Source organism: Acidovorax sp. LjRoot74 (assembly GCF_964254355.1).
Classification (GTDB): Bacteria; Pseudomonadota; Gammaproteobacteria; order Burkholderiales; family Burkholderiaceae_C; genus Acidovorax.
In genome coordinates, this window is record NZ_CAXUTI020000001.1 from 4,879,487 (window position 1) to 4,900,588 (window position 21,102).

General features: G+C 66.3%; 16 protein-coding genes. 5 read left to right on the top strand and 11 right to left on the bottom strand.

The window, feature by feature from the left end:
* Window positions 1-8 precede the first annotated feature (8 nt).
* Complete coding sequence (uvrA, locus tag ACSQ3O_RS23175; RefSeq protein WP_436140621.1) at window positions 9-5,882, bottom strand: excinuclease ABC subunit UvrA; 5,874 nt, start codon at window positions 5,880-5,882, stop codon at window positions 9-11.
* 226 nt (window positions 5,883-6,108) lie between these two features.
* Between uvrA and ACSQ3O_RS23180 the strand changes: the two genes are divergently transcribed.
* Both ACSQ3O_RS23180 and ACSQ3O_RS23185 read left to right on the top strand, forming a co-directional pair.
* Window positions 6,109-7,224 carry an ABC transporter substrate-binding protein gene (locus ACSQ3O_RS23180; RefSeq protein WP_436140622.1) on the top strand — a complete coding sequence of 372 codons (1,116 nt, stop codon included), beginning with the start codon at window positions 6,109-6,111 and terminating at the stop codon, window positions 7,222-7,224.
* A gap of 90 nt (window positions 7,225-7,314) precedes the next feature.
* On the top strand, window positions 7,315-8,433 hold the full coding sequence (locus ACSQ3O_RS23185) for an ABC transporter substrate-binding protein (protein WP_137747769.1): 1,119 nt from the start codon (window positions 7,315-7,317) through the stop codon (window positions 8,431-8,433).
* A gap of 146 nt (window positions 8,434-8,579) precedes the next feature.
* Here ACSQ3O_RS23185 and ACSQ3O_RS23190 read toward each other — a convergent pair whose 3' ends face one another.
* The 7 genes from ACSQ3O_RS23190 to ACSQ3O_RS23220 all read right to left on the bottom strand — a co-directional run bounded on the left by ACSQ3O_RS23190 (window position 8,580) and on the right by ACSQ3O_RS23220 (window position 14,404).
* Window positions 8,580-8,798 (bottom strand): hypothetical protein, encoded by a 219-nt coding sequence (locus tag ACSQ3O_RS23190; RefSeq protein ID WP_137747770.1) that lies wholly within the window; start codon window positions 8,796-8,798, stop codon window positions 8,580-8,582.
* A gap of 193 nt (window positions 8,799-8,991) precedes the next feature.
* Entirely contained in the window at window positions 8,992-10,653 is a 1,662-nt protein-coding gene (locus tag ACSQ3O_RS23195; RefSeq protein WP_137747771.1) for an MFS transporter, read from the bottom strand.
* 173 nt (window positions 10,654-10,826) lie between these two features.
* Window positions 10,827-11,480 (bottom strand): 2-hydroxychromene-2-carboxylate isomerase, encoded by a 654-nt coding sequence (locus tag ACSQ3O_RS23200; RefSeq protein WP_436140623.1) that lies wholly within the window; start codon window positions 11,478-11,480, stop codon window positions 10,827-10,829.
* Window positions 11,481-11,552: 72 nt separating this feature from the next.
* Window positions 11,553-11,810 carry a DUF1289 domain-containing protein gene (locus ACSQ3O_RS23205; protein ID WP_436140624.1) on the bottom strand — a complete coding sequence of 86 codons (258 nt, stop codon included), beginning with the start codon at window positions 11,808-11,810 and terminating at the stop codon, window positions 11,553-11,555.
* On the bottom strand, window positions 11,807-12,316 hold the full coding sequence (locus ACSQ3O_RS23210) for a YbaK/EbsC family protein (RefSeq protein WP_436140625.1): 510 nt from the start codon (window positions 12,314-12,316) through the stop codon (window positions 11,807-11,809). The genes ACSQ3O_RS23205 and ACSQ3O_RS23210 overlap by 4 nt, the downstream gene beginning before the upstream one ends.
* A gap of 164 nt (window positions 12,317-12,480) precedes the next feature.
* Entirely contained in the window at window positions 12,481-13,389 is a 909-nt protein-coding gene (locus ACSQ3O_RS23215) for a hydroxymethylglutaryl-CoA lyase (RefSeq protein ID WP_137747775.1), read from the bottom strand.
* Window positions 13,390-13,486: 97 nt separating this feature from the next.
* Window positions 13,487-14,404, bottom strand: coding sequence for a LysR family transcriptional regulator (locus ACSQ3O_RS23220; RefSeq protein ID WP_137747776.1), 918 nt, complete (start codon window positions 14,402-14,404; stop codon window positions 13,487-13,489).
* Between the two features lie 98 nt (window positions 14,405-14,502).
* Between ACSQ3O_RS23220 and ACSQ3O_RS23225 the strand changes: the two genes are divergently transcribed.
* The 3 genes from ACSQ3O_RS23225 to ACSQ3O_RS23235 all read left to right on the top strand — a co-directional run bounded on the left by ACSQ3O_RS23225 (window position 14,503) and on the right by ACSQ3O_RS23235 (window position 17,443).
* Window positions 14,503-15,486 carry a 3-hydroxyacyl-CoA dehydrogenase family protein gene (locus tag ACSQ3O_RS23225; protein WP_436140626.1) on the top strand — a complete coding sequence of 328 codons (984 nt, stop codon included), beginning with the start codon at window positions 14,503-14,505 and terminating at the stop codon, window positions 15,484-15,486.
* On the top strand, window positions 15,483-16,340 hold the full coding sequence (locus ACSQ3O_RS23230) for a 3-keto-5-aminohexanoate cleavage protein (protein WP_436140627.1): 858 nt from the start codon (window positions 15,483-15,485) through the stop codon (window positions 16,338-16,340). The genes ACSQ3O_RS23225 and ACSQ3O_RS23230 overlap by 4 nt, the downstream gene beginning before the upstream one ends.
* A 74-nt stretch (window positions 16,341-16,414) precedes the next feature.
* A complete protein-coding gene (locus ACSQ3O_RS23235; RefSeq protein ID WP_436140628.1) occupies window positions 16,415-17,443 on the top strand; it encodes a Bug family tripartite tricarboxylate transporter substrate binding protein in 1,029 nt (342 codons plus the stop codon).
* Between the two features lie 33 nt (window positions 17,444-17,476).
* Here ACSQ3O_RS23235 and ACSQ3O_RS23240 read toward each other — a convergent pair whose 3' ends face one another.
* The 3 genes from ACSQ3O_RS23240 to ACSQ3O_RS23250 all read right to left on the bottom strand — a co-directional run bounded on the left by ACSQ3O_RS23240 (window position 17,477) and on the right by ACSQ3O_RS23250 (window position 21,090).
* Complete coding sequence (locus tag ACSQ3O_RS23240) at window positions 17,477-18,397, bottom strand: 2-hydroxyacid dehydrogenase (protein WP_436140629.1); 921 nt, start codon at window positions 18,395-18,397, stop codon at window positions 17,477-17,479.
* Between the two features lie 161 nt (window positions 18,398-18,558).
* Entirely contained in the window at window positions 18,559-20,586 is a 2,028-nt protein-coding gene (locus tag ACSQ3O_RS23245) for an acetyl-CoA carboxylase biotin carboxylase subunit (RefSeq protein WP_436140630.1), read from the bottom strand.
* A 12-nt stretch (window positions 20,587-20,598) separates the two neighbouring features.
* Entirely contained in the window at window positions 20,599-21,090 is a 492-nt protein-coding gene (locus ACSQ3O_RS23250; RefSeq protein WP_436140631.1) for a hypothetical protein, read from the bottom strand.
* Window positions 21,091-21,102: the final 12 nt, after the last annotated feature.

Consider the following 21,102-nt stretch of genomic DNA (forward strand, 5'->3'; position numbering starts at 1 on the left):
TCAGCGCCTCAGCGCGCCAGCACCGGAGCCAGCGCCTTGCCCGTGTGCGTGCCCGCAGCCACCACCTCTTCGGGCGTAGCGGCCGCCACGATGCGGCCACCGGCGTTGCCACCCTCCGGACCCAAGTCCAGAATCCAGTCGGCCTCGGCGATCACATCGAGGTCGTGCTCGATCACGATCACGCTGTGGCCGCCGTCCACCAGGCGGTGCAGCACACGGATGAGCTTGTCCACATCGGCCATGTGCAGGCCCACGGTGGGCTCATCGAGCACATACAGCGTGTGCGGCGCCTTCTGGCCCCGGCGGCCCACCTCGTCGCGCACCTTGGTCAGCTCGGTCACCAGTTTGATGCGCTGCGCCTCGCCGCCGCTCAATGTGGGCGACGGCTGGCCCAGGGTGAGGTAGCCCAGGCCTACGTCCTTCAGGAGTTGCAGCGGGTGCGCGATGCTGGGCATAGTGGCGAAAAAGTCCACCGCCTCGTCCACCTCCATCTGCAGCACATCGCCAATGCTCTTGCCACGCCAGGTCACGGCCAGCGTTTCGGGGTTGAAGCGCGCGCCGTGGCAGGTCTCGCAGGGCACCTTCACGTCGGGCAAGAAGCTCATCTCGATGGTGCGCACACCCGCGCCTTCGCAGCTGGGGCAGCGGCCTTCGCCGGTGTTGAAGCTGAAACGCCCGGCCGCGTAGCCGCGTGCCTTGGCCTCCAGCGTTTCGGCAAACAGCTTGCGGATGGTGTCCCAGAAGCCGATGTAGGTGGCAGGGCACGAACGCGGCGTTTTGCCGATGGGCGTCTGGTCCACTTCGAGCACACGGTCGATGCTCTCGAAGCCCGACAGGCCCGTGCAACCGACCAAGGGCGGCGCCTTACCCGCGTCCATCGCATCGCGTCCGGCTTTGGTACTGCGCTGCTGCACCCAGGCCTGCACGTTGGCGAGCAGCACATCGCGCGCCAGGGTGGACTTGCCCGAGCCGCTCACACCCGTCACCGCCACCAGGCGGTGCAGTGGCACGGTGGCCGTCACGTTCTGCAGGTTGTGCAGCTGCGCGCCATGCACGGTGAGCCAGCGCATCGCAGCGCGCTCCTTGGCCTCGGTGAGTGCATCGGCGGCTAGCGCAGCGGCCTGGGCAGCGCGCTTCTTCACCGCCGCGCTTTGTCGGCCAGTGGGCGCTGCCGCCTCGGCCTGAGCGAAGGCGGCTGTGGCCTCGGCGCTGATCTCGCCCGCCACCATGCTGCGGCGCAATTGCAGCGGGTGTTTCATCGCGTGCAGCAGGTAGCGGCCGGTTTGCGAATCTTCGGCAGCCGTGAGGTCGCTCACCGAGCCCTGCGCCACCAGGCGCCCGCCGCGTTTGCCCGCGCTCGGGCCAATGTCGATGATGTGGTCGGCGCGGCGGATGGTGTCTTCGTCGTGCTCCACCACCACCAGCGTGTTGCCCTTGTCGCCCAGCTTGTGCAGGGCGTTGAGCAAAATCTGGTTGTCGCGCGCATGCAAGCCAATGGTGGGCTCGTCGAGCACGTAGCACACGCCCTGCAGGTTGCTGCCCAGCTGCGCGGCCAGGCGGATGCGCTGCGCCTCGCCACCGCTGAGCGTGGGCGCGCCCCGGTCCAGCGTGAGGTAACCCAAGCCCACTTCTTCGAGGAATTCGAGGCGGCTCTGGATCTCGGGCACCAGGTCGCGGGCGATGTCGGCCTCGCGGGCTGTCATGCCGCCTTCCACGCGCAAGGTCTCCACCCAGCGGCGCACGTCCGTGACGGACAGCGCAGCAATGTCGGTGATGCCCACGCCTGCAAACTGCACCGCGCGGGCCGTGGCGTTCAGGCGGGTGCCGCTGCAGGTTGGGCAGGCCGCATCGGCCAGGTCTTCCACCTCGGGCTCGGCAAAGGTCTGCTCGCGGCCTTTTTCCTTGTCGTCCTGCACCGAGTCGTCAAACACCTTGCGCTGGTCTTTGGTGAGCTTGACGCCCGTGCCCACGCAGTCGGGGCACCAGCCGTGCTTGCTGTTGTAGCTGAACAGGCGCGGGTCCAGCTCGGCATAGCTGGTGGCGCACACGGGGCAGGCGCGTTTGGTGGAAAACGCCTGCAGCGTTCCAATGCCCGCCGTGGGCTGACCGCCCTCCATGGCTTCGCGCAGGCCTGCAATGCTTGAGAGAACGTGCACCACGCCCTTGCCGTGCGTGAGCGCATCGGCCAGCGCGGAGCGCAGTGCGGCCTCGTTCTCGGGCGACACATCGAGGCTGGCCACGGGCAGCTCGATGGTGTGTTCCTTGAAACGGTCAATGCGCGGGAAGTTGGTGGTCGGCAAAAAATTGCCGTCCACCCGCAGGTGCGTGTAGCCGCGCGGGCGGGCCCAGTCGGCCAGCTCGGTGTAGACGCCCTTGCGGTTCATCACCAGCGGCGCGAGCAGGCCGATGTGCTGGCGGCGGAACTGGGTGAGCAACTGCGCGGCAATGCTCTCGGGCGTTTGCGGCTGCACGGCCGCGCCGTCCTTGGTGCAGTGCTGCGTGCCGAGCTTGACGTAGAGCAGGCGCAAAAAGTGCCACACCTCGGTGGTCGTGCCCACGGTGGACTTGCGCCCGCCGCGCGAGAGGCGCTGCTCGATGGCGACGGTGGGCGGAATGCCGTAGACCGCGTCCACTTCAGGACGCCCGGCGGGTTGCACGATGGAACGCGCATAAGCATTGAGCGATTCCAGGTAGCGGCGCTGCCCTTCGTTGAACAGGATGTCGAACGCGAGCGTGGACTTGCCCGAGCCGCTCACGCCTGTGACCACGTTGAACTTGCCGCGCGGGATGTCCACGCTCAGGTTCTTGAGGTTGTGCTCCTTGGCGTTGACGATTTCAATGGCATTTTTGGCCTCCTGCGCGCTTCCATCTTGCCCCGACAGCTCTCTTTTTCGTAGCAACGCCGCTTTTTCGTGCACCGAATGGCCGCCCACGCCCAGCGCCAGTTCGTAGTCGCGCAGCGCCTGCCCGGTGTGCGAGGTGGCGTGCTGGCGCACGTCCTCGGGCGTGCCCTCGGCCACGATCAGGCCGCCTGCATAGCCGCCCTCCGGCCCCAGATCGATGAGCCAGTCGCTCGCGCGGATCACGTCCAGGTTGTGCTCGATGACGATGAGCGAATGCCCCGCATCGATGAGCTTGCGCAGCGCACGCATGAGCTTGGCAATGTCATCAAAGTGCAGGCCGGTGGTGGGCTCGTCGAACAGGAATAGCGTGCCTTTGCGTGCGACGGCCTGGCGGGATTTGGAGGCTGTCTTCGCCGCCTCGGCCAGGAAGCCTGCCAGCTTGAGCCGCTGCGCCTCACCGCCAGACAAGGTCGGCACCGGCTGGCCCAGCGCCACGTATTCGAGCCCCACATCCACGATGGGCTGCAGCGCGCGGATCACGTCGCGGTCGTTGGCAAACACCGCCGCCGCCTCGGCCACGGTGAGGGCCAGCACATCGGCCACGTTCAGCGTCTTGCCGCCGCGCTCGATGGTGATCTCCAGAATCTCAGGCCGGTAGCGCTTGCCGTCGCAGTCCGGGCAGCGCAGGTACACGTCGCTCAGGAACTGCATCTCCACATGCTCAAAGCCCGAGCCGCCGCAGGTCGGGCAGCGCCCGTCGCCGCTGTTGAAGCTGAACTTGGCAGCGGTGTAGCTGCGCTGTTTGGACAGCGGCGCTACTGCGAAGAGTTCGCGGATGCTGTCCCACGCGCCCACATAGCTCACGGGGTTGGAACGCGCGGTCTTGCCGATGGGCGACTGGTCCACAAACACCACGTCCGACAGGTGGTCGGCGCCCAGCATGCGGTCGTGCGCGCCGGGGCTGTCGGTGGCCTTGCCGAAGTGACGCAGCAGCGCGGGGGCCAGCACGTCCTGGATCAGGCTCGACTTGCCCGACCCGCTCACGCCCGTCACCGTGACCAGGCGCTGCAGCGGAAACTCCACCGACACGTTCTGCAGGTTGTGCTCGCGCGCGCCCTCGAGGATGAGGCGCGGGGTCGATTCGGTGACCATGCGCTTGAAGCCGAAGCCCACATGCTTGCGCCCGCCCAGGTAGGCGCCCGTGAGCGTGTCGGCCTGGCGCAGGTCGGTTGTCGTGCCGTCAAAAACAATCTGCCCGCCCAGGCGGCCGGGGCCGGGGCCCATGTCGATCATGCGGTCGGCCGCGAGCATCACCGCCGGGTCATGCTCGACTACCACCAGTGTGTTGCCCGCATCGCGCAGGCGCAGCATGGCCTCGGTGATGCGGTGCATGTCGCGCGGGTGCAGGCCGATGCTGGGTTCATCCAGCACAAACAGGGTGTTGACCAGGCTGGTGCCCAGCGCCGTGGTGAGGTTGATGCGCTGCACCTCCCCGCCACTGAGCGTGCGGCTTTGGCGGTCGAGCGTGAGGTAGCCGATGCCCACGTCGCACAGGTACTGCAGGCGTGTGGTGATTTCTTCGTGCAGCAGCTTGAGCGCCTGGGCATCGCCGCCCTTGGCGTCGTCACCCACCGGCAACTGCATGCGGTCGAAGAACCGACGCAGGCGGTCGATGGGCAGCAGCATCAGGTCGTGCAGGCACAGGCCGGGCAGCGCTTCGAGCTGCTCGCGCGACCATTGCACGCCCTCAGGCAGGAAACGCTTGCCGGGCTCCAGCACCGCGTCGGCGTCTTCCTTGCGACCGATGCGCCAGAGCAGGCTTTCGGTCTTGAGGCGCGCACCCGCGCAGGTGGGGCACGGCGTGTAGCTGCGGTACTTGGACAAGAGCACACGGATGTGCATCTTGTAGGCCTTGCTCTCCAGGTATTCAAAGAAGCGCTTGATGCCGTACCACTGCTTGCTCCACTGCCCGTCCTTGTAGCCAGGGGCGCCGCCGATCACCCATTTCTTCTGGTCATCGGTCAGCTTGTACCAGGGCGTGTCGCGCGGGATGCCTGCGGCCTCGGCGTGGCGCATGAGGTCGTCCTGCGCTTCCTGCCATGCGGGGGTCTGGATGGTCTTGATGGCGCCCGCGCGCAGCGTGAGCTTGTCGTTGGGGATGACAAGGCCGTAGTCCACCCCGATCACGCGGCCAAAGCCCCGGCAGCTGTCGCAGGCGCCCACGGCCGAATTGAACGAGAACATCGAGGGGATGGGGTCGCTGTAGCGCAGGTCGCTGTCGGGGCAATGCAAGCCTGTCGAAAAGCGCCACAGCTCGGGCTCGCCTTCATCCACCAGGCGGTACACATTCAAGCGCCCGGTGCCGCGCTTAAGGGCCACCTCGATCGCCTCGATCACGCGAGCCTTCTCGGCGTTGCCCAGGCGGAAGCGGTCAGCCACCACATCCAGCACCTTGCGCGGGCCGGTGGGTGTGGCCACTTCGCGTTCGGCCTGCACCTTGGTGAAGCCGCTGGCGGACAGCCACTGCTCGACCTGCTCAGCGCTGGTGTTGGCAGGCAGCTCGACCGGGAAGGTCAGGACGATACGTGGGTCGCCCGCCTCGGCGCTGCGCTGCTGCAGCTCGGCATAAATGGTCTCGGGCGAGTCGTGGCGCACCGGCTGCGCGGTCTGCTTGTCAAAGAGCTGGCCCGCACGCGCGAACAACAGCTTGAGGTGGTCGTTCAGCTCCGTCATCGTGCCCACGGTGGAGCGGCTGGAGCGCACGGGGTTGGTCTGGTCGATGGCAATGGCCGGGGGCACACCCTCGACCTTGTCCACGGCGGGTTTGTCCATGCGGTCGAGGAACTGGCGCGCGTAGGCGCTGAAGGTTTCCACATAGCGGCGCTGGCCCTCGGCATAGAGCGTGTCGAACACCAGGCTGGACTTGCCCGAGCCGCTGGGGCCCGTGACCACCGTGAGTTCGCCGGTGCGGATGTCCAGATCCAGGTTCTTGAGGTTGTGCTGGCGTGCGCCACGGATGCGGATCTGTCCCTGGGTCATGGAGGCGGTCTTTCGGGTGTGAGGCAGAACATTCTAGGGACGCCCGGAGCCCCGCGTATGCGCCAGGCGATTACCCCCGCAGGGCAGTGCGACGGGGTTTGACAAGGCACAAAAACCCACGCTGCAAAGGGTATTTCACTCGGACAAACCCCTTTGGCGCCCCGGGGGCATGCGTATAGACTGCCCCTTCACCGCGACAACAAGACACCAGCAAGAGGAGACAGCCATGAAGCAATGGCAAACACTGTGGGCCGGCCTGGCCCTGGCCCTTTCCGTGGGCGGCACCAGCCACGCCCAGATCCTGATCGGCCAGACCGCCGGGTTTTCCGGCCAGGTGGCGGCCGGGGTGAAGGAGACCACCGACGGTGCCCGGCTGTACATCGACGCCATCAACGCCAAAGGCGGTGTCAACGGTCAGAAAATCGAGCTGATCTCCCTGGACGACAAGTTCGACCCCAAGCTGGCAGCGGAAAACGCGCGCACGCTGATTGAAGACAAGAACGTCTCTGCCCTGTTCCTCAACCGGGGCACACCCCACACCGAAGCCATCCTGCCGCTGCTGGACAAACACGGCGTGGTGCTGGTGGCACCGTCCACGGGCGCCATGGTGCTGCACCAGCCCGTGCGCAAATACATCTTCAATGTGCGCGCCACCTACCAGCGCGAGGCGGAAAAGGCGATCACCCACCTGGCCTCCATGGGCATCAGCCGCGTGGCGCTGGTGTATGCGGACGACAGCTTTGGCGCCGACGGCATCCAGGGCGCACAGAAGGGCCTGGCGGCCGCCAAGCTGACCGCCGCGGTGTCCGAAAAGTTCGACCGCGCCAAGCCCGACTTCGCCCCCATTGCCGCCAAGGTGGCCAAAGCCGATGCGCAGGCGGTGCTGATGGTGGCCTCGGGCTCTGCGGTGGTGGACGCCACCAACGCCCTGCGCACAGCGGGTTCGGCCGCGCAGATCGTGACGCTGTCCAACAACGCCTCCAGCGGCTTCATCAAGAGCCTGGGTGCCAACGCCCGGGGCGTGATCGTGACCCAGGTGTTCCCCAACGAGCGGGCCGTGACCTACCCGATGGTGAAGGAAGCCCAGGAGCTGGCCAAAACCAAGGGGCTCAACGAGATCAGCCCCGCCATGCTGGAAGGCTTTGCCGCCGCCAAGGTGCTGGTGGAAGGCCTCAAGCGCGCAGGCCCCAAGCCCACCCGCGACAAGATCCAGACCGCGCTGGAAAGCATCAAGAAGCTGGACCTGGGCGGGCTGGAGGTGAACTTCAGCCCCGAGGACCATACCGGACTGGACTTTGCCGACCTGTCCATCATCGGCACGGACGGGCGCTTCCGCCGCTGAGCGCCTGGGCGCTAGGTCTACGCGTTTTTACAGTTGTCCCGCGCGGGGGCGTCCCTACACTCGGGCGCTCCACACGCAGGAGACAACCCCATGAAGAAAACTGGCCTGGCCGGCGCGCTCTGCGCCCTGGCCGCCACCCTGGGCATCGGTTCCGCCCACGCACAGATCCTGATTGGCCAGACGGTGGGCATCACCGGCTCAGCCGCAGCCACGGTGGCCGAGTCCATGCAGGGCGCCGCCCTCTACATCGACCACATCAATGCCAAAGGCGGCGTGGGCGGCCAGAAGGTCGAGGTGGTTTCGCTGGACGACAAGTTCGACCCCAAGCTCACGCTGCAGAACACCAAGACACTGATAGAAGAAAAGGGCGTGATCGGCCTGTTCATGACACGCGGCACGCCCCACACGCAGGGCATCATGCCGCTGCTGGAGCAGCACGGCGTGCCGCTGGTCGGCCCTTCCACCGGGGCCATGGTGCTGCACCAGCCGGTGCCCAAGTACATCTTCAACGTACGGGCGCCCTACCAACGCGAGGTAGAAAAGGCCATCACCCACCTCAACACCCTGGGCATCAAACGCATCGGTGTGGTGCATGTGGACGACACCTTTGGTGCGGATGGCCTTGCGGGTGCGCAGTCCGGCTTCAAGGCCAACCAGCTGGACGCCCTCTTCATCGAAAAGTTTGACCGCGCCAAGCCCGACTACAGCGCGATCGCACCCCGGGTGGCACAAAAGCAGCCGCAGGCCGTTGTTTTCATCGGCACCGGTGCGGCGGTGGTAGATGGCATCAAGGCCTTGCGTGCCGCAGGCGTCAACGGGCAGATCGTGACGCTGTCCAACAACGCATCGGGCGGCTTCGTGAAACTGCTGGGCGACCAGGCGCGGGGTGTGGTGGTCACCCAGGTGTTCCCTTCTGAGCGCTCACTCAACTACCCCGTCGTCAAGGAGGCCATGGAACTGGCGCGCGCCAAGAAGATTGCGGACCTCACCCCCGCCATGGTGGAAGGTTTTGTCAGCGCCAAGGTGCTTGTGGAAGGACTCAAGCGCGCAGGCCCCAAGCCAGACCGCGCCAAGCTGCATGCGGGGCTGGAGAGCATCAAGAAGTGGGACCTGGGCGGGGTAGAGCTGAGCTACAGCCCCACCGACCACAGTGGCCTGGTGTTTGCCGATCTTTCCATCATCGGCAGTGATGGCCGCTTCAAGCGCTGAGGCACCAAGCCGCTGACGCGCCAAAACACGGCGCAGCGGCGCCACCAAAAAAGAAGCCCGGGGCGAATGCACCGGGCTTTTTTGTGTCCCGTCATGGCTGGTTGACAGGCGCCACACAGGCACCTGCAGGCCATGCGGCGGAACGCTTACTGTGCGCTGGCAGGAGCAGCTGGAGCAGCAGGCGCCGCAGCGGGAGCTGCCACCGGCGCAGATGCAGGTGCGGCCGCACTGGCAGGGGCCTCTGGCGCGTGCACGGCATCGGCGCCGTGTTTTTCACCGCCCATGTCGGCCTTGTCGCCCGCCACGATGATCACGTACATCGACAGCGCTGCGAACAGAACGAAGCCAACAACAATCTTCCACATAACAATCTCCTTGGGTCCTTGGGAATGGGTTTGTTCAATCAAGGGGCCTGCTGACACGCAGGGTTATCGGTTGTACTGGTGCGCGGCACAAGCCCCTTGATGGAACACAGGGCCCGCCCCTTGCGGGTTGGGCCCTGCACACCGGTCGGTGCCGATCGGCAACCCCACAGGGTCACCGGTCGGGCATCACGAATCAGTCGTTGGCGTAGATGTCCACGTCCTTGGTTTCCTTGATGAACAGGCCACCAATCACCACCGTGGCACCGGCGATGATGATGGGGTACCACAGGCCGTTGTACATGTTGCCGGTCTGGGCCACGATGGCGAACGCCGTGGTGGGCAGCAGGCCGCCAAACCAGCCGTTACCAATGTGGTACGGCAGGGACATGGACGTGTAGCGGATGCGGGTCGGGAACATTTCCACCAGCATGGCGGCAATCGGGCCGTACACCATGGTCACCAGCAGCACCAGGTAGACCAGGATCGCGATGACCATGACCTTGTCGATGCGGGCGGGGTCCGCCTTGGTGGGGTAGCCAGCGGCCTTCAGAGCATCGGCCACGGCCTTCTTGAACTCGCCGTCCTTCTTCTTGGCTTCGTCAGCGGGCAGGCCCTTGCTGCTGTAGCCGGTGATGGCGGTTTCGCCGATCTTGATCACAGCAGGGGTGCCTGCTGCGGCAGGGGCGTTCTCGTAGCTCACCGAAGCGCCGGCCAGCACCTGCTTGGCGATGTCGCACGAGCTGGTGAACTTGACGGTGCCGGTGGGGTTGAACTGGAACGAGCACTCGTTGGCGTCTGCCACCACGACAACCTTGTTCTTGGCCTGGGCTTCAGCCAGGGCGGGGTTGGCCGCCTTGGTGAGTGCGCCGAACACGGGGAAGTAGGTCAGCGCGGCCAGCAAGCAGCCTGCCAGGATGATGGGCTTGCGGCCGATCTTGTCAGACAGCGAACCGAACACGATGAAGAAAGGCGTACCGATCAGCAGCGAGATGGCCACGAAGATGTTGGCCGTCGCGCCGTCCACCTTCAGCGCTTGCGTCAGGAAGAACAGTGCATAGAACTGGCCCGAATACCACACCACAGCTTGGCCAGCCGTCAGGCCCACCAGTGCCAGGATCACGATCTTGAGGTTCTTCCACTCGCCGAAGGATTCCTTCAGTGGGGCCTTGGAGGTCTTGCCCTCGGCCTTCATCTTCTGGAATGCAGGCGATTCGTTCATGGCCAGGCGAATCCACACAGAGATGGCCAGCAGCACGATGGACACGATGAACGGAACGCGCCAGCCCCAGTCTGCAAAAGCCTCTTCACCCACAATGGTGCGGGTGCCCAGGATCACCATCAGCGACAGGAACAGGCCCAGCGTTGCGGTGGTCTGAATCCAGGCGGTGTAGGCACCACGGCGGCCGTGCGGAGCATGCTCGGCCACGTAGGTGGCGGCACCACCGTACTCACCGCCCAGGGCCAGGCCCTGCAGCAGACGCAGCACGATCAGGATGATGGGAGCGGCTACACCAATCGACGCGTAGGTCGGCAGGATACCCACGATGAACGTGGACAGGCCCATGATCAGGATGGTGACCAGGAAGGTGTACTTACGGCCGATCATGTCGCCCAGGCGGCCGAAGAAGATGGCGCCGAAGGGGCGAACAATGAAGCCCGCGGCAAACGCCAGCAGCGCGAAGATGAACGCCGAGCCGGCATCCAGACCGCTGAAGAACTGCTTGGCAATGATGGCCGCGAGCGAGCCGTAGAGGTAAAAGTCGTACCACTCGAAAACAGTGCCGAGCGACGAAGCGAAGATGACCTTCCGCTCTTCGGGCGTCATCGGCCGCGGTGCGGGATGGACTGTAGCCATGGTGAATGTCTCCTGTTGGTTATTCAGACCGCGCTGCGGCGGGCTGTACGCATTCTTGGAGATTGCACTGACCACGCTCTGACGCGAAACCAACAAGAGCTTTCATCAAACTGACCGCTCTCTGACAACTTAGGGTGAAACCCGCAGCACCCCTTTCAGCATCCGGAAACAGCTCACGACTTCGCGGGTAAACCCGATGGAAGCTGGCTGACAGCATCCCAGCCCGGGCCATCAAACCATGTGTCTCCATCGAGGTAGGCGCGCAGCATGGGCAGGCTGTCGAGCCCCCAGAAAATCTTGCCATCCACTGCGAACGCAGGCACGCCAAACACACCCGCCGCCTGCGCGGCCTCGGTGTTGGCGCGCAGCAGCGCCTTGGGGCCGTCGCTGTGCATGTCCTGCCCTGGGCGGATCTGATCGGCCAGCTCGGCCGCCAATGCAGCCAGGCGCTCAGCATCCAGCGCATCGTGCCCGCCCTGCCACACGTGGCGCAGCACGGTGCCCGCCACAAAGCGGTTGATGCGGCCATCGTCGCTGCAGGCCAGAGCCTGTCGCAGCAGCGGCAGCGGATTGAACGGGTGGCGCGCGGGCATCGAGAGCGGCGTGCCCTGCGCGTGGCCCAGCCAGGTCACGTGGCGGTAGGTCCAGGCGCGCTTGGGCACGATGCCCGCCGGGCCGGGATTGCTGTGCTGCTGCAGCAGCGCGCCCAGCAGCACGGGCTGGTAGGCCACGCTGTAGCTCAGGCCCTCCAGCACCTCGGGCAGGCGTTCAAACGCCAGCCAGGCATAGGGCGAGACAAAGTCCAGGTAGAAGGTGATGTGCTTCATGTCAGCTCTCCATGTCATTGCGCGGCGGCCCACCGGGCATAAAACGGGCGCGTCCCGGACGAGGGAAGCCGCTCAGGGGGGTGTCTCAAGGCCAATGCCTGCACGGCCGAGCAGTTGCCCCCAGATGCCCCGGCGCAGGTTGCCATCGGCGCACGACCAGAGGCGGATCTCGTCCAGCGTGCGAAAGCAGCCTTCGCAGTGGCTGCGGTCGGGGGACATGCGGCACACCGAGATGCAGGGAGAGGGCACGGGCTCGGCATTTTCATGGTCAAAATGGCCGTCTGCGCGCAACTGAGTTGCCTTAGCAGCTAGCAAATCAATAGCATTCATGCCGCGACCGGGGCCTGGACCACATCCACCACCGGGGCGCCCGTCAGGCGCTGCAGATCGCTGGGATGCAGTGCAAACACACCATGCGGGTGCCCTGCGGCGGCCCACACCACTTCAAAGCGCAGCAGGTCCTGGTCGATGAGCGTGACAGGAGGCGTGGCGTGCGCCACGGGCGATACGCCGCCGATGGAAAAGCCCGTGCGGCTCTTCACAAAGTCGGCATCGGCGCGGCCGATCTTGCCGCCCACATGGGCCTCCACCTTTTTCTCGTCCACCCGCCGGTCGCCCGAGGTGACCACCAGCACGGCCACGTCGTCGCTCTTGCGGCGGAAGATGATGCTCTTGGCAATCTGTCCCACGGCAATGCCCAGCGCTTCTGCCGCCTGCTGCGCGGTGCGCGCGGCGTCGTCCAGCATCTGCGGGCGGTGGGGGTGGCCCAGGGATTCGAGCGCTGCAGCCACGCGCTGCACGCCCTCGGGCAGGTTTTTCAGTTCAGCTCCACACATCGTTTTTCACTCCGAAATCACAGTCGTCTCGGGTATTTTGACCGCATGGCGCCAGCCCCGGCCCCTGCGCCTGTGAAACGGGCCCAGCGAAGCCATAGGGCGTGCCCCTTCCGCACGGGGAGAAGGGGGCAGAGATGCGTCAGCGTCTCAACAACAGCAGCCCCTCACCCCGCACGCTTGGTCAACAGCGCGTTGGCAGCACGGGAGTTGGGCTTGCGATCCAGAAAACCGCTGATGTACGCGCCTGCATCGATGAGCTTGTCGAGGTCAATGCCCGTCTCGATGCCCATGCCCTGCAGCATGTAGACCACGTCTTCCGTCGCCACATTGCCCGTGGCGCCCTTGGCATAGGGGCAACCACCCAGGCCCGCCACGGACGACTGGAAATTCCACACGCCCAGCTCCATCGCGGCCAGCGTGTTCGACAGCGCCTGGCCGTAGGTGTCGTGGAAGTGGCCCGAGACTTCATCGATACCAAAGTGCTGCAGCGTCGCCTCCAGCGCCTTTTGCACCTTGCGCGGCGTGCCCACGCCAATGGTGTCGGCCACGTCCACACGCTGTACGCCAATGCCCTTGAGCAGGCCCGCCAGATAGGCCACACGCTCTGGGGCAATGTCACCCTCGTACGGGCAGCCCACAGTGCAGCTCATGGCTCCGCGCACGCGGATGCCTGCGGCCAACGCGGCCTCTACCACTGGGGCAAAGCGCTCAATGCTTTCGGCAATGCTGCAGTTGATGTTGCGCTGGCTGAAGGCCTCGCTGGCGGAGCCGAAGACGACGATCTCGTCGGGCTTGTCCAGCAAGGCGGCCTCAAAGCCCTTGAGGTTGGGCGTGAGCACCGAATACGCGACGCTGCTCTGGCGGGTGATGCCCGCCATCACCTCATGGTTGTCAGCCATCTGCGGCACCCACTTGGGGCTGACGTAGCTGGTGACTTCGATCTCTTTCAGGCCCGCCTGTTGCAGGCGGTGCACCAGCTCGATCTTGACGGCGGCGGGCACCGGGGTCTTTTCGTTCTGCAGGCCGTCGCGGGGGCCAACGTCGATGAGGCGGACGCGGGAGGGGATGCTCATGGGGCTACCAAGGGTGGACAAGGAATCTCGCCATTGTCTCGCCAGCGCCGCTGCAGGGCCACCCCATATCGTGCCAGACCACTCGCCGGACGCGCCATCAGCCGCTCTGCGCCTCAGCGTCTTCCACCTCTTGCCGCAGCAAGGCCACCATGGCCTGCGCCGCCAGCGACAGCGGCCGCCCGCGCAGGGTGATCAGCCCGATGGGCCGGTGCAGCACGGGCGCCTTGAGCGGACGCGTGACCACCTCGGGCCTGCGCACTACTTGAGCAGCCAGCTCAGGCAGCGCGCTCACCCCCAGCCCCGCCGCCACCATGGCCGCAATGGTGGCCAGGTGCTCCACCTCGTAGTGGGGTTCAAAACGGATGCGGTGCGTCAGCAACGCCTCTTGCGCGTACTGCCGCACGCTGGTGCCTGCGGGCATGGAGATGTGGGGCAGCTCGGCCACATCGGCCCAGGCCACGGCGCCCCGTACACGGGCCAGCGGGTGCGTGCGCGGCAGCAGCAGCACGAATCGGTCGGACACCAGCGGGGTGTAGTCCAGGTCCGCATAGGCGGGGTTGGCGGCCGTGAGGGCAAAGTCCACCCGCCCGGCGCGCACCATGTCAAACGCAGGGCCCGCCAGGCTGTCGATCAGCTCCATCTGCACGCCCGGGTGCTGCGCGGCAAACCGGGCAAACGCGCGGGGCACGGCCCCGGCCGCCAGCGACGGCAGCGCCGCCAGCGCAACGCGGCCCACCTGCAGCTGCGCCACTTCCTGCACGCGGCGCACTGTTTCTTCCATCTGGTGGCGCAGGAACCGCGCCTGCTCGGCAAACACCTCACCCGCCAGCGTGAGCTGCACGGTGCGCGTGGTGCGCTCGAACAGGCGCACGTCCAGCATCTCCTCCAGCCGCGCCACCGTGCCGGACACCGCAGACTGCGACAGGTGCATCTGCAAGGCCGTGCGCCGAAAGCTCAGCGTCTCGGCCAGCGACAGGAACACATCCACCTCGCGGGCGGACCAATTGATCTTCATGGCCGATCAGTCTATCGAAAAAGACGTCTGGACCGCGCAATGCAGGCTCCCTAGACTGCATTGCACGCAAGCACGCTCAGCAAGACACAGGAGACACGATGGAAACAAGTTCGCCTCGCAACGCACGCACCGTGGTGGTGGGTGGAGGCACTATGGGGGCCGATGTGGCCGTCGTTCTGGCGCGCGGGGGCGCCCACGCCACAGTGGTGGACCCGCACACCGAGCGCCGCAACCGGCTGCTGCCCCACATCGCCCAGGAGCTGGCCGCCGCCGGTCAGGCCACCCACGCAGGCCCGGTGCAGGTGTGCGCCTCGCTCCAAGAGGTGGACTGGACCGGCGTGGTGCTGGTGGTCGAATGCATCACCGAGCAACTGGCCGCCAAGCAGCAACTGTTTGCCGAGCTGGAAGCCGTGGCGCCCGCCAACGCCGTGCTGGCCAGCAACAGCTCGGGCTTTCCCATCAGCGCCATTGCCCAGGGGCTGGCCACGGCGCAGCGCATGCTGGGCCTGCACTTCTTCATGCCCGCCCACCTGGTGCCGCTGGTGGAGGTGGTGCTGGGCGAGCGCAGCGACCCGGCCCTGGGCACCTGGCTGCACGCCTTCATGCGAGGCTGCGGCAGCGTGCCGGTGCTGGTCAAAAAGGATAAGCCCGGCTTTCTGGCCAACCGTATGCAGCACGCCCTCTCGCGCGAGGCGTTTGCCCTCATCGACGAAGGCATTGCCTCGCCGGAGGATGTAGACGCCGCCGTGCGCTTTGGCTTCGGCTTCCGCTTTCTGGCGGCCGGGCCGGTGCTGCAGCGCGACCATGCGGGTATCGAGGTGCATACGGCCGCCGCGGCCACCATGTACCCAACCCTCTCCAACACCGACATACCCGCCCAGGCCCTGCGCGACAAGGTGGCCCAGGGCCAGCTCGGCATGAAGACGGGCAAGGGATTTTTCGATTGGCCCGAAGACCGCAAGCAGGCCGAGCGCGCGCGCTATGACACGCTGCTGCGCCAGGGCTTGGCGCTGTTGGCCAGCGAGCTGCCCACCATCGAGCCCCCTGCCGACGCTGCCCCCCATACCGGAGATCGTTCATGACTGCATCGCCCGCATCACCCGCTATGGCCAGCCAGTGGGCCGACCCGCTGATCGTGACCGTGGCCCCCAACGGGGCGTACAAACAGCCCGCTGACCACCCCGCCGTGCCCATCACCCCCGCCACGCTAGCCACCACGGCCAAGGCCTGCCTGGATGCGGGCGCGGCCATGCTGCATATGCACATCCGCGACGGACAAGGCCGCCACAGCCTGGATGTGGAGGGCTACCGCGAGGCCCAGCGCGTGGTGCGCCAGGCTGTGGGCGATGCGATGGTCATCCAGATCACCAGCGAGGCCGCAGGCGTCTACCAGGCCCCAGCGCAGATCGCCATGGTGGAGGCGCTGCAGCCTGAGGCCGTCTCCATCGGCCTGCGCGAGGTGGACAAGCCTGAGATTGGCGAAGCGGGACTGCAGCGCTTCTTCGCCGGCCTGGCCCAGCGCCACACCATGGTGCAGGTCATCCTGTACGACGTGGCCGACCTGCGCCGCTGGCAGGCCTTGCGCGCCAGCGGCGTGGTGCCGGATGCACCTTGGTTTCTGCTGTTTGTGCTGGGCCGCTACAGCGCGGGCCAGACCTCCAGCCCGCGCGACCTGCTGCCATTTTTGAACGCCCATGAGGGGAACGAGCCCTGGGCCGTGTGCGCCTTCGGTGCGGCGGAGAACGCCTGCGTGGCCGCCGCTGCCGTGTTTGGCGGCCACGCCCGCGTGGGGTTTGAAAACAACCTGCTGTGCAAGGACGGCAGCGTTGCGCCCGACAACGCCGCACTGGTGCGCCAGGCGGTAGAAGCCGCCACCGCTCTGGGCCGCCCGCTGGCCACCGCAGCCGACATCCGTCACCGCTATAGCGCGCCCTGAGCGCCCCCTTTCACTTCCTCCATCGACATCAACCCGCAGCAGACGGGTTTTATCCACCCCCACAGGAGACAGACATGCACCACCGCGACCTTCGCTTGCTCACGCCCCGCACCACCCGCCGCACCGTGCTGCACGCTGCCTTGGCCGTCCCCCTGGCCTTGGGCCTGGCAGGGCAGGCCGCCGCGCAGTCGGCCGCCACCGCGTTCCCCAGCAAGACCATCCGCTTTGTGGTGCCCTACCCGCCTGGCGGCCCCACCGATCTGATGGCCCGTATGCTGCAACCCGAGCTGCAAAGCCGCCTGGGCGTGCCCGTGGTGGTGGACAACAAGGGCGGCGCCGGTGGCAACACCGGCAGCGCCGAAGTCGCCAAGCAGGCACCCGCCGATGGCCACACGCTGCTGCTGGCAGCCAGCGGGCCGATGGCGGTGAACCCCTCGCTCTACGCGAGCATGCCGTTCAACCCTCTGACCGATCTGGCGCCGGTGATCCAGCTCTCGGCCTTTCCGCTGGTGCTGGAAGTGCACCCCTCGCTGGGCGTCAAGACCCTGGCCGAATTCCTGGCCCTGGCCAAGGCAGGCAAACCGGTGCTCAGCTTTGCGTCGGCCGGCAACGGCACACCGCAGCATCTGGCGGGCGAGCTGTTCAACACCATGGCGGGCGTGAAGATGGGCCACATTCCCTACCGGGGCGCAGGCCCGGCGCTCAATGACCTGATCGGTGGGCAGGTGAACGTGATGTTCGACATCGTCGGCAGCTCGCTGCCCCACATCCAAGCGGGCAAACTGATCCCGCTGGCCGTTACGTCCAGCGAGCGCGCCAAGGTCCTGCCCAACGTACCCACGATGGCCGAGGCTGGCATCGCGGGCTACCAGATCACGGGCTGGCATGGCATTGCCGTGCGTGCGGGCACCCCGCAAGCCACCATCGACAAACTCAATGCCACGGTCAACGCGATCTTCAAGGACCCCGCCTTCCGCACCAAATGGGAAGCCATCGGCACGCCGGTGGTGGCGGGCAACGCGGCCGACTTTGGCGCGCTGATCAAGGCCGATGCGCAGCGCCTGGGCAAGCTGGTGCGCGATGCGGGCGTGACGGTGGACTGACCGCCACACCGTCCCACAGCGCGCTGGCGCAGCTCAGTAGCCGCGCCCTGGGTTGACGATACCGGCCACGGCCTCGCCCCGTTCCAGCGCCACCATCTTGCGCGCGATCTGGGCGATGCTTTCATCGCGCAACGTGCGCGCCGAGGTGTGCGGCGTGACGGTGATGCGGGGGTGCGTCCAGAACGGGTGGCCCGCGGGTAGCGGCTCGGTGCGGAACACATCGAGCGTGGCGCCCGCCACATGGCCGCTGTCGATGGCGGCCAGCAAATCCTCGTCCACCAGATGCGCTCCGCGCGCCACGTTGATGACATAGGCGCCGGGCCGCAGCCGGGCCAGCGTGTTCTTGTTGATCACATCGGTGGTGTCGGGCGTGAGGGGCAGCAAATTGACCAGCACACGGCTCGCAGCCAGAAAATCGTTGAACTGGTCCGTCCCCGCGAAAGCGCGGCCCCCCTCGATGGCCTTGGGGCTGCGGCTCCAGCCGTTGATCGGAAAGTCAAACTGCCCCAGCGCCTTGGCCACGCGCTCGCCCAGCACGCCCAGGCCCATCACGCCGATGGGGTAGTCGCTGCGCAGGCGCGGCTTGCGGTAGCCCCAGCGCCCGGCGGCTGTGTCGGCCTCGTAGCCGTCAAACTCGCGGAAGTGGCGGATGACCGCGTGGCACACATATTCGGCCATCTGCACGGCCATGCCTGCATCGTCCAGCCGCACCACCAGGGCCTGGGGCGGCAGGCGCAGCTTGAGCAACCCATCCACACCCGCGCCAATATTGAACAGCGCCTTGAGGCCCAGTTGCTCGTCGATGAACTGCTGGGGCGGCGCCCAGACCACGGCGTAGTCGGCCTGCGGCGCGCCGGGTTGCCACACGGAAATCTCAGCGCCGGGCAACGCGGCGGAAAAGCCCTGGAGCCAGGGCTCGGGCTTGGCATCGGTACAGCAAAAGGTGATTTTCATGGGGACCAAGCGTAGCCGCATTGGGCACTCCGCGCTGTCACGCAAGGCATCACCCCGCTTGCTCTGAGCCCGTCTAAGGGCGCACGAAGACGCGCCCAGGCTTCGACAAGTTCAGCCCGAACGGATGGCGGACGCCACCCATGCGGTACCTGCGGTGGGGTTCAAGCCTTCTCGGCCACCACGAGCTTGAGCAGCTCTGCCCCTTCGGTCACCTGGTCACCCGGCGCATACAGCAGCTCTTGCACCACGCCGTCGGCTGGCGCGGCAATGGTGTGCTCCATCTTCATGGCTTCCATCACCGCCAGCGGCTGGCCCTTGGCCACTGTGTCACCGGCCTTCACGGCAAACGAGACCACCTTGCCGGGCATGGGGGCCGTCAGGCGCCCGCCTTCGGTCGCCACTTCGCCCGCATGGGCCAGCAGGTCGATGGCGGTGATCTGCGTGGCGCCGCGCGGGGTGAACACATGGTCTACCTCGCCCTGGGCGTACACCGCAGCGCGGGTGCGCTGGCCGGCAAACTGCAGCTCGATGCCATCGGCTTGGGCGGCAAACACCAGCGGCCCCGCCACAGCGGCTTCACCCTCGCCGACCGTCAGATGCAGGCTGCCGCCACGCTCGTAAGCCAGCCAGGCCTTGGCATGCTCGCCGCCAAACTCGAACTCGAAGCGGCGCTGCACCACGCCATGGGTGTGGAAGCCATCGCGGCGGCTGAACGGGTCCACGCCTTCGCTGGCGCGCTCCTTCAGCAGCGTTTGCGCCACCGCAGCAGCGGCGGCCAGCGGCAGGCCAACGGGCTCCTGATGGAACAGCACAGCCTGCTCGCGCGGGATCAGCGCGGTGTCGAGCTGTGCGCTCGCAAACGCATCAGTGCGTGCCACGCGGCGCAAGAACTGCACATTGGTCGCCAGGCCCACGATGTGGGTCTGCGCCAGCGCTTCATCGAGCCGTGCCAGCGCCTGCTCGCGCGTGTCGCCATGCACGATGAGCTTGGCCACCATGGAGTCGTAGAACGGGCTGATCGCATCGCCCTGGCGCACGCCCGAATCGACGCGCACCGAGCCACGTTCAAACGTCACGCACTCGGGCAGCGCATACACATTCAGCGCGCCGGTGGCGGGCAGGAAGTTGTTGTCGGGGTTCTCGGCACAAATGCGCGCCTCGATGGCGTGGCCGGTGATGCGCAGGTCCTGCTGCTGCACGGGCAGCGGCTCGCCAGACGCCACACGCAGTTGCCACTCCACCAGGTCCAGGCCGGTGATGGCCTCGGTCACGGGGTGCTCCACCTGCAGGCGGGTGTTCATCTCCATGAAGTAGAACTTCATCTGGTCGGGCCGCTCGTAGCCACCCGGCTGCTCCACAATGAACTCCACTGTGCCCGCACCGACGTAGTTCACCGCCTTGGCGGCGGCCACGGCAGCCTCGCCCATCTGTGCACGCAGCGCAGGCGTCATGCCGGGGGCGGGGGCTTCTTCCAGCACCTTCTGGTGGCGGCGCTGCACCGAGCAGTCGCGCTCGAACAGGTACACGCAGTTGCCATGCGTGTCGCCAAACACCTGGATCTCGATGTGGCGGGGGCGCTGCACGTATTTTTCGACCAGCACCGCATCGTCGCCAAAGCTGTTGATGGCCTCGCGCTTGCACGATTCCAGCGCAGCGGCAAAGTCCTCGCTCTTGTCCACCGCACGCATGCCCTTGCCACCGCCGCCCGCGCTGGCCTTGATGAGCACGGGGTAGCCAATGCGGTCGGCCTCGCGCTGCAGCAGGGCCGGGTCCTGGTCGCTGCCGTGGTAGCCGGGCACCAGCGGCACGCCGGCCTTTTCCATGAGCTGCTTGGACTCGGCCTTGAGCCCCATGTCCTTGATGGCCGAGGCGGGCGGGCCGATGAACACCAGGCCCGCTGCGGCGCAAGCATGCGCGAAGTCCTCGTTCTCGCTCAGGAAGCCGTAGCCGGGGTGAATGGCCTGCGCGCCCGTGGTTTTGGCGGCCTCGATGATGCGCTCCCAGCGCAGGTAGCTGTCCTTGGGCGCGCTGCCGCCGATGTGCACGGCCTCGTCGCACACGGCGACATGTTTGGCGTTGGCATCGGCGTCGGAATACACCGCGACGGTTTTCACGCCCAGGCGCTGGGCCGTGGCGGCGACTCGGCAAGCGATCTCGCCTCGGTTTGCAATCAAAATTTTTGTGAACATGGCTTCCTCGCTCTACCTGCTGGACTGATTTAAATAGGGACTCGACGGCTCGTGGATCTGAATGGCGACGGAGATCCGGCTTTTTTCCGTCATCAAGAAGCGTTCGATCTGGGCGACCAGATCCTGCGACCACCACGACTGGTCCAAGCGCAGCTCAGCACCCCGTAAATCGGTGCTCCAAAACTCGCGCTGGCCACTGCTTCCACGCACTGACAACTCACGGACCTGCTGCAGCTCCAACACAACGGCTTCGCGCCAGAAATTTGGGGCCACCCTCAGCTTGTCGCGGGTGAAACAAAACACCGGCCTCGGGCGCAAGCCCCGATGCCAGATCAGGAGCAGGACCACAAACAATACGGTGAGCGAGCCGTAACGGAACGCGGCCTCACTCCAGTGGCGGTAAACACCACCAGCACTAAAAATCAGCATCGGAAGCGATGACAGCCACACCGGCCAGGCAGCTTCATACAGGCCATCGTCCCGTAACTGGTATTGAGGAATCATGTGGCTCCTTCT

Coding starts and splice junctions, on each gene's coding strand:
- ACSQ3O_RS23185 (WP_137747769.1), top strand. CDS start 7,315: ATGAAGAAAACTGGCCTGGCCGGCGCGCTCTGCGCCCTGGCCGCCACC.
- ACSQ3O_RS23210 (WP_436140625.1), bottom strand. CDS start 12,316: ATGTGTGGAGCTGAACTGAAAAACCTGCCCGAGGGCGTGCAGCGCGTG.
- ACSQ3O_RS23195 (WP_137747771.1), bottom strand. CDS start 10,653: ATGGCTACAGTCCATCCCGCACCGCGGCCGATGACGCCCGAAGAGCGG.
- ACSQ3O_RS23215 (WP_137747775.1), bottom strand. CDS start 13,389: ATGAGCATCCCCTCCCGCGTCCGCCTCATCGACGTTGGCCCCCGCGAC.
- ACSQ3O_RS23225 (WP_436140626.1), top strand. CDS start 14,503: ATGGAAACAAGTTCGCCTCGCAACGCACGCACCGTGGTGGTGGGTGGA.
- ACSQ3O_RS23190 (WP_137747770.1), bottom strand. CDS start 8,798: ATGTGGAAGATTGTTGTTGGCTTCGTTCTGTTCGCAGCGCTGTCGATG.
- ACSQ3O_RS23230 (WP_436140627.1), top strand. CDS start 15,483: ATGACTGCATCGCCCGCATCACCCGCTATGGCCAGCCAGTGGGCCGAC.
- ACSQ3O_RS23205 (WP_436140624.1), bottom strand. CDS start 11,810: ATGAATGCTATTGATTTGCTAGCTGCTAAGGCAACTCAGTTGCGCGCA.
- ACSQ3O_RS23240 (WP_436140629.1), bottom strand. CDS start 18,397: ATGAAAATCACCTTTTGCTGTACCGATGCCAAGCCCGAGCCCTGGCTC.
- ACSQ3O_RS23235 (WP_436140628.1), top strand. CDS start 16,415: ATGCACCACCGCGACCTTCGCTTGCTCACGCCCCGCACCACCCGCCGC.
- uvrA (WP_436140621.1), bottom strand. CDS start 5,882: ATGACCCAGGGACAGATCCGCATCCGTGGCGCACGCCAGCACAACCTC.
- ACSQ3O_RS23220 (WP_137747776.1), bottom strand. CDS start 14,404: ATGAAGATCAATTGGTCCGCCCGCGAGGTGGATGTGTTCCTGTCGCTG.
- ACSQ3O_RS23245 (WP_436140630.1), bottom strand. CDS start 20,586: ATGTTCACAAAAATTTTGATTGCAAACCGAGGCGAGATCGCTTGCCGA.
- ACSQ3O_RS23250 (WP_436140631.1), bottom strand. CDS start 21,090: ATGATTCCTCAATACCAGTTACGGGACGATGGCCTGTATGAAGCTGCC.
- ACSQ3O_RS23200 (WP_436140623.1), bottom strand. CDS start 11,480: ATGAAGCACATCACCTTCTACCTGGACTTTGTCTCGCCCTATGCCTGG.
- ACSQ3O_RS23180 (WP_436140622.1), top strand. CDS start 6,109: ATGAAGCAATGGCAAACACTGTGGGCCGGCCTGGCCCTGGCCCTTTCC.